At 58.7% G+C, this 12,116-nt stretch carries 12 protein-coding genes; 10 read left to right on the forward strand and 2 right to left on the reverse strand.

Features of this window, described 5'->3' with window-relative positions:
* The first annotated feature begins 13 nt into the window (after positions 1-13).
* The 9 genes from pilW to ACIGEK_RS09080 all read left to right on the forward strand — a co-directional run bounded on the left by pilW (position 14) and on the right by ACIGEK_RS09080 (position 9,660).
* A complete protein-coding gene (gene pilW, locus ACIGEK_RS09040; RefSeq protein WP_397492954.1) occupies positions 14-772 on the forward strand; it encodes a type IV pilus biogenesis/stability protein PilW in 759 nt (252 codons plus the stop codon).
* On the forward strand, positions 772-1,776 hold the full coding sequence (locus tag ACIGEK_RS09045; RefSeq protein WP_397492955.1) for a RodZ domain-containing protein: 1,005 nt from the start codon (positions 772-774) through the stop codon (positions 1,774-1,776). Before pilW ends, ACIGEK_RS09045 begins: the two co-directional genes overlap by 1 nt.
* 1 nt (position 1,777) lies before the next feature.
* Positions 1,778-2,887, forward strand: a complete 1,110-nt coding sequence (gene ispG / locus ACIGEK_RS09050) for a flavodoxin-dependent (E)-4-hydroxy-3-methylbut-2-enyl-diphosphate synthase (protein ID WP_397492956.1) — start codon at positions 1,778-1,780, stop codon at positions 2,885-2,887.
* 18 nt (positions 2,888-2,905) lie between these two features.
* Positions 2,906-4,195 carry a histidine--tRNA ligase gene (gene hisS / locus ACIGEK_RS09055; protein WP_397492957.1) on the forward strand — a complete coding sequence of 430 codons (1,290 nt, stop codon included), beginning with the start codon at positions 2,906-2,908 and terminating at the stop codon, positions 4,193-4,195.
* Between the two features lie 100 nt (positions 4,196-4,295).
* Entirely contained in the window at positions 4,296-4,877 is a 582-nt protein-coding gene (locus ACIGEK_RS09060; protein ID WP_397493118.1) for a tetratricopeptide repeat protein, read from the forward strand.
* Complete coding sequence (gene bamB, locus ACIGEK_RS09065) at positions 4,870-6,021, forward strand: outer membrane protein assembly factor BamB (RefSeq protein ID WP_397493120.1); 1,152 nt, start codon at positions 4,870-4,872, stop codon at positions 6,019-6,021. The genes ACIGEK_RS09060 and bamB overlap by 8 nt, the downstream gene beginning before the upstream one ends.
* Before the next feature lie 129 nt (positions 6,022-6,150).
* Positions 6,151-7,623: a ribosome biogenesis GTPase Der gene (der, locus tag ACIGEK_RS09070; protein WP_397492958.1), complete on the forward strand. Its 1,473-nt coding sequence runs from the start codon at positions 6,151-6,153 to the stop codon at positions 7,621-7,623.
* A gap of 106 nt (positions 7,624-7,729) precedes the next feature.
* Entirely contained in the window at positions 7,730-8,878 is a 1,149-nt protein-coding gene (locus tag ACIGEK_RS09075; RefSeq protein ID WP_397492959.1) for a pyridoxal phosphate-dependent aminotransferase, read from the forward strand.
* On the forward strand, positions 8,866-9,660 hold the full coding sequence (locus ACIGEK_RS09080) for an amidohydrolase (protein WP_397492960.1): 795 nt from the start codon (positions 8,866-8,868) through the stop codon (positions 9,658-9,660). Before ACIGEK_RS09075 ends, ACIGEK_RS09080 begins: the two co-directional genes overlap by 13 nt.
* A 10-nt stretch (positions 9,661-9,670) precedes the next feature.
* On the opposite strand, the gene ACIGEK_RS09085 is transcribed toward ACIGEK_RS09080, so the two are convergent.
* Both ACIGEK_RS09085 and ACIGEK_RS09090 read right to left on the reverse strand, forming a co-directional pair.
* Positions 9,671-10,426, reverse strand: coding sequence for a substrate-binding periplasmic protein (locus ACIGEK_RS09085; RefSeq protein ID WP_397492961.1), 756 nt, complete (start codon positions 10,424-10,426; stop codon positions 9,671-9,673).
* A gap of 85 nt (positions 10,427-10,511) precedes the next feature.
* Positions 10,512-10,898, reverse strand: a complete 387-nt coding sequence (locus tag ACIGEK_RS09090) for a MerR family transcriptional regulator (protein ID WP_397492962.1) — start codon at positions 10,896-10,898, stop codon at positions 10,512-10,514.
* 76 nt (positions 10,899-10,974) lie between these two features.
* On the opposite strand from ACIGEK_RS09090, the gene ACIGEK_RS09095 reads away from it, so the two are divergent.
* Positions 10,975-12,033, forward strand: a complete 1,059-nt coding sequence (locus tag ACIGEK_RS09095) for an SDR family oxidoreductase (protein ID WP_397492963.1) — start codon at positions 10,975-10,977, stop codon at positions 12,031-12,033.
* The last annotated feature ends 83 nt before the right edge of the window (positions 12,034-12,116 follow it).

The raw sequence follows: 12,116 nt of genomic DNA on the forward strand, positions 1-12,116 counted from the left end.
GGGGAGGATACCCATGACCTTGCGTCCCGCGTTATTGCTGTTGGCCGCCAGTCTGTTAGCCGGTTGCGTTACAACCGGTAATGTTGATCCGATGAAAACTGCTAAAGGCCGCGATGAAGCTCGTGATGCATATACGCAGCTAGGAATGGGGTACTTGCAGCAAGGTTCAACTGAGAATGCCAAAGTTCCGCTAAGAAAAGCGCTTGAAATAGATCCTTCAAGTGCAGATGCACATGCTGCGCTCGCGTTGGTCTTTCAGATAGAAATGGAGCCTAAATTAGCGGATGAACATTACCGTATGGCCATTGCTCAGCGGAGCGGTGATGCTAGGTTGCTGAATAATTATGGTAGCTTTTTATTTGAGCAGGAGCGCTATAAGGAAGCGTACGAGTTTTATTTACAGGCATCTCAAGACACGCTCTACACCGAGCGCTCACGGGTATTTATGAATCTAGGGCTGACCTCGCTGCGGTTGAAACAGCGTGAGCAAGCAGCTGCTTATTTTGAGCGATCTCTTAGGCTGAACAGTCGGCAACCTCGCGCTCTTATGGAAATGGCGCAAATGTCATATGAGGATAAGCAATATGTGCCAGCACGTGGATATTACGAGGGCTACATTGCGTTAAGCCAGCATGACGCCCGTAGTCTGTTGCTGGGAACGCGGTTAGCGAGAGTTTTTGATGACCGTAATGCGGCCGCGAGCCTTGGTTTGCAGTTGAAGCGACTTTACCCGGGTACGCCGGAATATCAGCAATACCTGTCGGAGCAATGATGAAAGCGGTGCATCCAGAAGTGCTAGCAGTGCCCCGCGTTAATCCGGGTGAGACTTTGCGCAAGGCTCGTGAGAGCCGTGGTTGGACCATTGCCGAGGTTGCTGCGCAGTTGAATCTGACCCCGCAACGCTTGGGTCAGGTCGAACAAGGTGCATTCGATAAGTTGCCGGGTCATACCTTTGCCCGTGGCTATGTGCGGGCTTACGCTAAATTGCTGGAAGTTGATCAGAACCGCTTGGTACTGGAGTTTGATCAGTTCACTGGCAGCGACGCCGCCGGCAGCAGTGTGCACAGTTTGGGGCGTATCGAGGAACCGGTAAGCTACTCGCAGCGCATTTTGCGGATGGTCAGTTTTGTCTTGTTGCTGGCGCTGGCCGGGTTTAGTTTTTTCTGGTGGCAGGAGCAGGCGGAGCGTCGGGCCGGCGACCTCGCTTCAACCAGCCTTGAGCATGTTGAAGTAGATGGCGCCGACGGCACCACGCAAATTCATCCGTTGGATGAGCCGGAAGACCAGGCGGTAGAAGCTGCCCAGTTGGATACAGAAGTTGCGTTGCCACTCCTATCCGATGCTGCTGCATTACCAAGCGCTATCGGCAGCGAGGCTGCCGCTGCTGCACCGCAACCTGAACAGCCGCAAACACTCGCCGAAACGGCAAGTATGGCGGTCGCGACCGTAGCTTCGGCGAATACTACGCCTGATGTAGCCGAGTCCGTGCCGGCAACGCCAGTTGCAACAGCGCCCGTGCACGCCGCCGCAGGCGAGGCAGTGGTCAGTCTGACCTTTATTGCCGATTGCTGGACGCAACTGACCGATGCCAATGGCAAGGTCCTCTTCAGCGCCCTCAAGCGTAAAGGCGATAGCCTGCAGTTGGCCGGTAAGGCTCCGCTGGAGCTGCGTCTGGGTTATGCCCGTGGTGTGCAGGTCAGTCTCAATGGCAATCCCGTCGATGTGGCGCCCTTTATCTCCGGTGAGACCGCGCGTCTGAAATTGGGTGGGCAGTAACATGCATTGCGAGTCACCGATCAAGCGCCGTATTTCACGCAAAATCTGGGTTGGTTCTGTACCGGTGGGTGGCGATGCGCCTATCGCCGTACAGAGCATGACCAATAGCGATACCAATGATGTAGCCGCCACTGTGGCGCAGATTCGTCGTCTGGAAGAAGCCGGTGCCGATATTGTGCGGGTCTCTGTGCCGGACATGGATGCTGCCGAAGCCTTCGGCAAGATCAAGCAGCAGGTGCGTGTGCCGCTGGTGGCTGATATCCACTTCGATTATCAGATCGCCTTGCGCGTGGCTGAGCTTGGCGTTGACTGCCTGCGTATCAATCCGGGCAACATCGGCCGCGAAGACCGAGTGCGCGCGGTGGTTGAAGCTGCGCGCGATAAAGGCATTCCGATTCGTATCGGGGTAAATGCCGGCTCGCTGGAAAAAGACCTGCAAAAGAAATACGGCGAACCCACGCCTGCTGCGTTGGTAGAGTCAGCGCTGCGCCATGTCGAACACCTGGATCGTCTGAATTTCCCGGACTTCAAGGTCAGTGTAAAAGCCTCCGACGTGTTTATGGCCGTCGAAGCCTATCGCCTGCTGGCCAAGCAGATCGAACAACCTTTGCACCTGGGCATCACCGAAGCAGGCGGTTTGCGCTCCGGTACGGTCAAGTCGGCCGTGGGTCTGGGCATGCTGTTGGCTGAAGGCATCGGCGACACCATTCGTATTTCCTTGGCCGCTGATCCTGTTGAAGAGATCAAGGTTGGCTACGACATCCTCAAATCGCTGCGCCTGCGTTCCCGTGGTATCAACTTTATCGCCTGCCCAAGCTGCTCGCGGCAGAACTTTGATGTGGTGAAAACCATGAACGAGTTGGAGCAGCGTGTCGAAGATCTGCTGGTGCCGCTGGATGTGGCGGTGATCGGTTGTGTGGTCAACGGCCCTGGCGAAGCCAAGGAAGCCCATATTGGCCTGACCGGCGGCTCGCCCAATCTGATCTATATCGATGGCAAGCCGGCACTCAAGCTGGGCAATGACAACCTGGTCGATGAGCTGGAAAAGCTGATCCGCCAGAAAGCGGCCGACAAGGTCGCAGCTGACGCCGCTCTGATTCTGCGCAGCTAACACAGTTAAGGAATTGAATTGAGCAAGTCCCTGCAAGCCATTCGTGGCATGAACGATATCCTGCCCGAGCAGACCCCACTTTGGCGTTATTTTGAAGGCACGGTCGCCAGTCTGCTGGATGGTTACGGCTATCGGCAGATGCGTATGCCTATCGTCGAGTTCACCGAGCTGTTCAAACGCTCGATTGGTGAAGTTACCGATATCGTTGAAAAAGAGATGTACACCTTCGATGACCGTAATGGCGACTCCCTGACCCTGCGCCCGGAAGGCACCGCCGCCTGCGTGCGTGCCGTGCTTGAACATGGGCTGGCGGGTGGTGGACAGACCCAGAAACTCTGGTACATCGGCCCGATGTTCCGTCACGAGCGTCCGCAGAAAGGTCGTTATCGCCAGTTCCACCAGATTGGAGTGGAAGTCTTCAATATCGACGGCCCGGATATCGATGCCGAGCTGATCGTGCTGACCTGGCGCCTGTGGGGCCTGCTGGGTATCCGTGATGCAGTGAAGCTTGAACTCAACAGCCTAGGCACCAGTGCCGCACGTGCGGTGTATCGCGACGCACTGGTTGAGTTTCTGACTGCCCATGCCGATCAGCTGGATGAAGACAGCCGCCGCCGCATGGGCAGTAATCCGCTGCGAGTGCTCGACAGCAAAGTGCCTGAAACCCAGGCTTTGCTGGTCAATGCACCGAAGCTGGCGGATTACCTGGACGAAGAGTCGCGCGTGCATTTCGAGGGGCTCAAGGCCCGTCTGGATGCGGCCGGTGTGCCGTATGTGATTAATCCGAAGTTGGTGCGTGGCCTGGATTACTACAGCAAGACGGTGTTCGAGTGGGTAACCGATCAGCTTGGCTCCCAGGGCACGGTTTGCGCGGGTGGCCGCTATGATGGCCTGGTCGAACAGATGGGCGGCAAGCCGACGCCAGGCGTGGGTTTTGCCATGGGTATCGAACGTTTGGTGCTGTTGCTCGAAACTCTAGGTAAAGTACCGGTTGAAATCGCCCGTACGGTCGATATTTATCTGTGCGCCTTCGGCGAGGCCGCTGAATTGGCGGCGCTGGCTTTGAGCGAGCGTCTGCGTGATCAGCTGCCAAACCTGCGTCTGCAGGTGAATGCCGGGGCGGGTAGCTTCAAAAGTCAGTTCAAGAAGGCCGACAAGAGTGGCGCGTTGTACGCCTTGATCTTGGGTGAAGACGAATTGGCCCAGCAAGTGGTAGGTTGCAAGCCGCTGCGCGGTCAGGGTGAGCAACAAAGTATTGCTTGGTCGGCATTGGCCGATCATCTGGCGACCAGCGCCGATCAGGCCTGAGCGCCTGTTGAGTGATTTAGCGAATAGGAGTGTTGGGGTGGTTTCGCGTACTGATGATGAAGAACTAGCGGTAATCAAGGACTGGTGGCAGCGCAATGGCATGCCATTGCTGACCGGTGTAGCGCTGGCGTTGGTGGTGGTATTCGGCTGGCAGGGCTGGCAGAAATACCAGGCAAATCAGTCCCAGGGCGCTTCGCTGGTGTATCAGCAATTGCTCGAAGCAGCGCTTGATCCGAGCGGCAAGCCTGATGCGAGCAAGGTCGCAGAACTGGCCAACACGCTAAAAAAGGATTTTTCCGGCACCCATTACGCCCAGTACGGTGGCCTGTTTGTGGCCAAGGTTGCGGTTGAGGCGGGCAAACTGGATGACGCTGCTAGCGAACTGCAGGCAATTGTCGACAAGCCGGCTGATGATAGCCTGGCTGAGCTTGCCCGCCAGCGCTTGGCGCGCGTGCTCGCTGCGCAGGACAAGGCAGAAGATGCCCTGAAACTGCTGGATGCCAAGGTTGCGCCGGCCTTTGCCGCCAGCCGTGAAGAACTAAAGGGTGACCTGCTGTTGCAACTCGGCCGTGCCGACGATGCACACGCCGCCTACGAAAAAGCCAAGGCTGCGCTCTCTGAAGATGCCGCTGTCGGTGGTCTGCAAATGAAGCTGGATGATCTGGCAAAAGGGGATGCGTGACGTGATGCGCTGGAAGAATGCCGCACTGCTGGCCCTGGCCGTTCTGGCTGTAGGTTGCAGCAGCAATAGCAAGAAGGAACTGCCACCGGCTGATCTGCCCAAGTTCGACGAAGAGGTGCGCCTGCAGAAGGAATGGAGCCGTTCGATTGGCGACGGCCAGGGCGAATCCTTCAACATGCTGGTGCCTGCGATTGATGGTGAGCAGATCTATGCTGCCGACGTCGAAGGCCTGGTCGTGGCCATGGATCGCATGACTGGTAAGGTCATCTGGAAAGCTGATCTGGAACTGCCGGTTTCTGGCGCAGTCGCCGCTGGTTATGGTTTGGTGGTGGTCGGTACGCTGAAAGGCGAGATCATCGCGCTCGATACCGCTAACGGTGAAGAGAAGTGGCGCGCCCGTGTGACCAGTGAAGTACTGGCCCCGCCAGCGATGAACGGTGACGTGGTGCTGGTGCAGACCCAGGATGACCGCCTGATCGCTCTCGACATGAACACCGGCGAGCAGCGTTGGATCTTTGAAAATACCCCAGCAGTACTGACTCTTCGCGGCACTGGCAGCCCGGTACTGACCAATCGCCTGGCGGTTGCCGGCCTGTCCACCGGTAAGGTGATTGCGCTGGATGCACAGCGCGGTATTCCGGTTTGGGAACAGCGTGTGGCCGTTCCACAGGGTCGCTCCGAGCTGGATCGTGTAGTCGACATCGACGGTGGTCTGCTGCTTTCGGCGGGCACCCTTTACGCTGTCAGCTACCAAGGTCGCGTTGCTGCGATGGATTTGGAAAGCGGCCGTATCCTCTGGCAGCGTGAAGCATCCAGTTCGGTCGGTGTTGCTCAGGGCTACGGCAGTGTTTACGTAAGCTTGGCCAGCGGTACAGTTGAAGGTATCGACGAGCGCTCGGCTTCGGCTTTATGGAGCAACGATGCTCTGGCTCGTCGCCAGTTGTCGGCTCCGGAAGTGTTCTCCAGCTATATCGCTTTTGGTGACCTGGAAGGCTACCTGCACCTGGTCAGCCAGGTGGATGGTCGCTTCGTCGGTCGTACGCGTATCGACAGCGACGGCCTGCGTGCCCGTCCGCTGGTCGTGGGTGATTGGTTGTATGCCTACGGCAACGGCGGCAATCTGGTGGCCCTGACCATCAAGTGATTGCTCGCTGACGCTTTGGCTATGCTGCACAGCACTTAGGGCTGTGTAGCACTGGCCAGCGCAATGAATTCTGGCCGCTGCCCCTGCAGCGGCTTTTGTATTTTCTGAAATAACGAAGTGGAGAGCCTAATGGTTCCCGTAATTGCCCTGGTGGGCCGCCCGAACGTTGGCAAGTCCACCCTGTTTAACCGCTTGACCAAGTCCCGTGACGCGATTGTCGGCGACCTGTCTGGTCTGACCCGTGATCGCCAGTACGGCGAGGCCAAGTGGCAGGGGCGAACCTATATCGTCATCGACACCGGTGGTATTTCCGGTGACGAGGAAGGCATTGACGCGAAGATGGCCGAGCAGTCGCTGCAGGCCATCGAAGAGGCCGATGCCGTACTGTTTCTGGTGGATGCGCGCGCCGGCCTGTCTGCTTCCGATCAGATGATCGGCGAGCACCTACGTCGCCGTAACAAGCGCAGCTTCCTGGTCATCAACAAAGTCGACAACATTGACGCCGACCTGGCCCGCGCCGAGTTTTCCAGCATGGGCATGGGCGAGTCCCTGGCGATTGCCGGTGCTCACGGTCGCGGCATTACCCAGATGCTCGAAGCTGTGCTCGGCTCCTTCCCCAAGGATGCCAGCGAGCTGGAAGAGGGCGAGGAAGAGGAAGTTGTGCTCGAAGGTCAGGAAGCTAAGCGCATCCCCGGCCCGAGCGAAAAGGACGGCATCAAGCTGGCGATCATCGGCCGGCCCAACGTCGGCAAGTCGACTCTGGTCAACCGCATGCTCGGTGAAGAGCGGGTCATCGTTTATGATCAAGCCGGCACCACTCGCGACAGCATCTACATTCCGTTCGAACGGGATGACGAGAAGTACACCCTGATCGACACCGCCGGCGTGCGTCGCCGCGGCAAGATCTTCGAGGCGGTGGAAAAGTTCTCGGTGGTGAAAACCCTGCAGGCGATCCAGGACTCCAACGTCGTGGTGTTCGTCATGGACGCTCGCGAAGGTGTGGTTGATCACGACCTAAACCTGCTCGGCTTCGTATTGGAAAGCGGTCGCGCCCTGGTAATCGCTCTGAACAAATGGGACGGCATGGAGCCGAGCGAGCGCGATTACGTGAAGGTCGAGCTGCAACGCCGGCTGTTCTTCGTCGACTTTGCCGATATCCACTTCATCTCGGCGCTGCACGGCACCGGCGTGGGCAACCTGTACAAGTCGGTGCAGGCTTCGTTCAAGTCAGCGATTACCCGCTGGCCGACCAACCGTCTGACCACGATTCTTGAAGACGCCGTCAGCGATCATGCGCCGCCCATGGTCAACAATCGCCGCATCAAGCTGCGCTATGCCCACTTGGGTGGTGCCAACCCGCCGCTGATCGTGATTCACGGCAACCAGGTCGAGGCGGTGCCCAAGTCCTATATCCGTTACTTGGAAAACACCTATCGCCGTGTGCTCAAACTGGTCGGTACGCCGATCCGTATCGAGTTCAAGGGCGGCGATAACCCCTATGAGGGCAACAAAAACACCCTCACGGATCGCCAAGTGAACAAGAAGCGCCGCTTGATGAGCCACCACAAAAAGGCCGAGAAGAAGCGCAAAGACAAGCGCTAAGCGTGGATTTAAACGCTCTATAAAAGGCACCTGCGGGTGCCTTTTGCCTTTCTGGGGTATCGGCTATCCTGCGCCATCTATCGCGCTCAAGCCGGATGCTGCCTCGATGATTATCAGCAAGCTGCCGAACGTTGGCACCACCATCTTTACCCGCATGTCGCAGCTCGCCGTGGAAACCGGCGCGCTCAATCTGTCTCAAGGGTTTCCTGACTTTGACGGCCCGCAAGCCTTGCGTGATGCGGTCGGCCGGCATATTGCCGCCGGGCATAATCAGTACGCGCCGATGACCGGCTTACCAGCGCTGCGCGAGCAGGTGGCGGCGAAGATTGCCCGCAGTTATGGCCGTATCGTCAGCTCCGATACTGAAATCACCATAGTTCCTGGCGCTACCCAAGGCATCTTCTGCGCTATCCAGGCGCTGATCCAGCCGGGTGACGAAGTCATCGTCTTCGACCCCAGCTACGACAGCTACGAGCCCTCGGTCGAGCTTGCAGGCGGGCGCTGCGTGCATGTGCCGCTGGCCTTGCCGGATTTCGCCATTGACTGGCAGCGTCTGGGCGATGCGCTAAGCGACAAGACCCGTCTGATTATCCTTAACAGCCCGCACAACCCCAGCGGTGCGCTGATTTCCCGTGCCGAGCTGGACCATTTGGCAGCGTTGATCCGCGAGCGCGATATCTACCTGATCAGCGATGAGGTTTACGAGCATCTGGTGTTCGATGGCATTCAGCACGCCAGCATCCTCGCCCATGATGAGTTGTATCAGCGCGCCTTTGTGGTCAGCTCGTTCGGCAAGACCTACCACGTCACCGGCTGGAAAACCGGTTATGTCGTGGCGCCCCCAGCCTTGAGCGCCGAGCTGCGCAAGGTTCACCAATACGTCAGCTTCTGTGGAGTGACACCGCTGCAATGGGCCCTGGCCGACTATATGGCCGAGCATCCCGAGCACGTCGAGGAGTTGCCTGCGTTCTATCAGGCCAAGCGCGATCTGTTTTGCAATCTGCTGGCCGGCTCGCGCTTTACCTTCACCCGCGCCGCCGGCACCTATTTCCAGCTGGTCGATTACTCGGCTATTCGCAGTGATCTGGATGATGTCGCCATGGCCGAATGGCTGACCCGAGAACATGGCGTGGCGGCGATTCCGGTATCGGTGTTCTATCAAAAGCCACCCGAGGATTTACGTCTGGTGCGCTTCTGCTTTGCCAAGCGTGAGGAGACGTTGCGTCAGGCGGCGGAAAAGCTATGCGCGATCTAAGCCAATTGCCCGACCTTCAGCTGGCGCTGATCCAGACCATCCTGGCCTGGCAAGATCCGGCCGCTAATCGTGCGCATTTTGCAGTCTTGCTGGAGCAGGCGCGTGGTGCCGATCTGATCGTGCTGCCGGAGATGTTCAGCACCGGCTTTTCCATGGACTCCGCCGGCCTGGCCGAACCCGAGGATGGCCTGACCAGCCAGTGGTTACGCGAGCAGGCCGAGGGGCTGCAGGCCGTCATCACGGGCAGCCTGATTATCCAGGCAGATGATGGCTCGTACCGCAACCGTCTGCTTTGGGCGCGGCCGGATGGCTCTCTGGCGTACTACGACAAGCGCCACCTGTTTCGCATGGCTGGCGAACACAAGCACTACAGCGCCGGCGATCAGCAGGTGCTGTTGGAGGTCAACGGCTGGCAGGTGCGCCCGCTGATCTGCTACGACCTGCGCTTCCCCGTATGGAGCCGAGATCCACAGACTACCGATCTGCTGCTCTACACCGCCAACTGGCCGGCCGCACGGCGTAATCACTGGAGCCGCCTGCTGCCAGCACGAGCGATTGAAAACCTCTGTTACGTGGCTGCAGTCAACCGCATCGGTGAGGACGGCAAGGGCCACGCCTACAGTGGCGATAGCCAGGTGCTGGATTTTCAGGGCGAGCCGCTACTGGAACCTGGCGCGGCGGATGGCGTATTTCAGGTAACCCTCAAGGCTGCTGAGTTGGCTGCCTACCGCGAGCGTTTCCCGGCTTATCGGGATGCGGATGCTTTTGATCTGGCCGACTGATGGGCGGCTTTTACTGTTTTAGGTAGTGGTCGTAAATCGCCTGGTAACGGCCGCTGGCCTTGAGCTGGGCGAGGCCAGCATTGAAGTCATCGCGGATCTGCGGGTCGCGAAATACCGGGCGGTAATTCTGCGGGTCTTCCTCTACGAACTGGTGCATGGCGATGGTTTTGGCCTTGAACAGCGTGGTGCGTTCGAGTAGCAGTTCGAAGTAGCGATAGATGCTGCGATCACTCAGCACCAGATCGTAGCGGCCCTTGTTCAGGCCCAGCACCTGCAGTTCTTGGTTGTTCTGTTCGAAGTACAAACCATCCCTCTGACTCTCGGCCAGCCATTCGGGATAGCGCTGGGCAGCGCCTTGGAATGCCACCACGCTAAGGCCCTTGATGTCTTCGGGCTTCTGGATGTCGAAGTGCCGGCCTTGCAGGCTGACAAACACGTTGTAGTAGATCACCGCCGGGTTGCCGTAGTGGCCGCCGACTGCGGCAAGGTCTTGTCCGAGGTCGGTCATGGCGGCATCCACTTCACCTTTGCGAAACGCCAGTGGCACGCGGGCCAGGGGAAAGTAGCGGGGTTCGAGTTTGTGGCCGCGAAACGCCAGAGCTTCGCCTATCACCTCCAGCTCAATACCGCTGTCGCTTTCCGGAAAGCAGAAGGGCGGGATTTTTTCACCGAAGGCCATGACCACGGTGGCCGCCAGGCTATGTGGGCTGCAGGCGAGCAGCAGCGGCAGGGTGAGGGTACACATCCAGTGTGTCAGTGAACGCATGGTCAGATGCTCCTGCGATCGTTTTCTTGCAGTGTAGATGTTGTCCGAGTGATCGCCGTGCACTTGGTTTAATAATCGGGCTGATTCAGCGTGTCGCCATGGCCATGTGTATGGACGCTTGCTCGGCTGCGCTGGCCTCCAGGCGCAGCTTCTCGCTGCGCAGAAAGTCGCGCAGCTGCTGCAGGTCGGCAATCTTTTGCTCTACTTCAATCAGTTTACGGCTGACCAGTGCCGCGCCCTGGGCGCAGTCCAGTTGTTGCTCGCGTCGCGCTTTGAGGATTTCGCCGATCTCGCCAAGGGAGAAACCCATGCCCTGCGCCTGTTGGATAAAGCCCAGGTCGGCCAAGGTCTGCGGGCTGTATTCGCGGTAATTGTTGTCGCGCCGCAGGGCGCTTATCAGCCCCAGGCTTTCGTAATAGCGAAGAGTGTGGCGGCTGGCGCCGCTGCGTTTTTCCAGTTCACCAATACGCATGGAAATCCCGCTTGACCATAGAGTGTGCTCGACAGTTTAGCCTGTTCGGGTCATTAACGAGTCGGGTGGATTGATCATGCAAAAACACTGTTTGGTAACCGGTGGCAGCGGCTTTATCGGCCAGCATCTGCTGGCATTACTAACCCGTCAGGGCCACTCGGCGACGCTGCTGATGCGCCAGCCGCAAGCCTTGCCGGCCTTGCGTGCGCAGGTTGAGCAATTGGGCGGTCGGGGCGAGTTGCTGACAGCTGTGGCTGGAGACCTCGCGCGGGCCGATCTGGGGCTGGATGCAGCTGCGCGTGAGCAGGTGCGCCAGGCGGCTGTGGTGTTTCACCTGGGTGCGCAATTTGCCTGGGGGCTGGCTGCCGAGCAGGCGCGTCAGGTCAATGTTGAGGGCGCGTTGGCGGTGGCTGAACTGGCGGCGCAGCAAGGCAGCCGGCTGCTGATGGTAGGCGGTTTTATGCTCGCCAATCACGGGCATCTGCGGCGTATTGGTATTGATCTGCAGCGGCCCGAGCGCACCGATTGGGACAAGGTCTATCAACGTACTGGTGCTTATGAGGGCAGTAAGCTGGAGGCGCATTTTCGTGTGCACGCGCGTATGGCTGAGCTGCAGGCAGCACTGACGGTGGTGCATCCGGCTACCGTGTGCGGCCATAGCCGCAGTGGGCATATTCTGCCGGCACAGCCGTTGGCTGGGCTGATCGGTAACTTGGCCAGCGGTCGGCTCGGGGCGATACCAGGTTCGGCAGCACATTGGCTACCGCTGGTCAGTGTCGATTTTCTTGCTGAGTTGATAGTGGCTGCGGCCTTTGATGAGCAGCAGGTCGGGCAGGAGATTCTGGCGTTGGATGCACGCACGCCAAATTTGCTCGGCATGCTGCAGCCACTGGCCCAGGCACTGGGCGTGTGTGCGCCAGAGCATCATGTGCCGATACCTGTGTTACGTGTGCTGCTGAAAATTCCGGGTTTGCCACGGTTGTTGCGCACCGATGCCGAGTCACTGGATTTTATCCAGACCGCCCGGTTTGATACTGCTGCGACTGAGGCGTTGGCCCAGCGCCATGGGTTGACCTGGCCAGATATGACAGAGGCCTTGCGGGTGACCGCGCGCTATTTAGTGGCTGCGCAGTAAGCCGCTATGGGCGTTCGCGGCGGTTGGGCTTGCATCGATTAGCAAAACGCCGGGCTCTGCCCGGCGTTTTATTACAACAGCGC

This window comes from Pseudomonas sp. NPDC079086, from assembly GCF_044542155.1.
In the GTDB taxonomy this organism is placed as follows: Bacteria; Pseudomonadota; Gammaproteobacteria; order Pseudomonadales; family Pseudomonadaceae; genus Aquipseudomonas.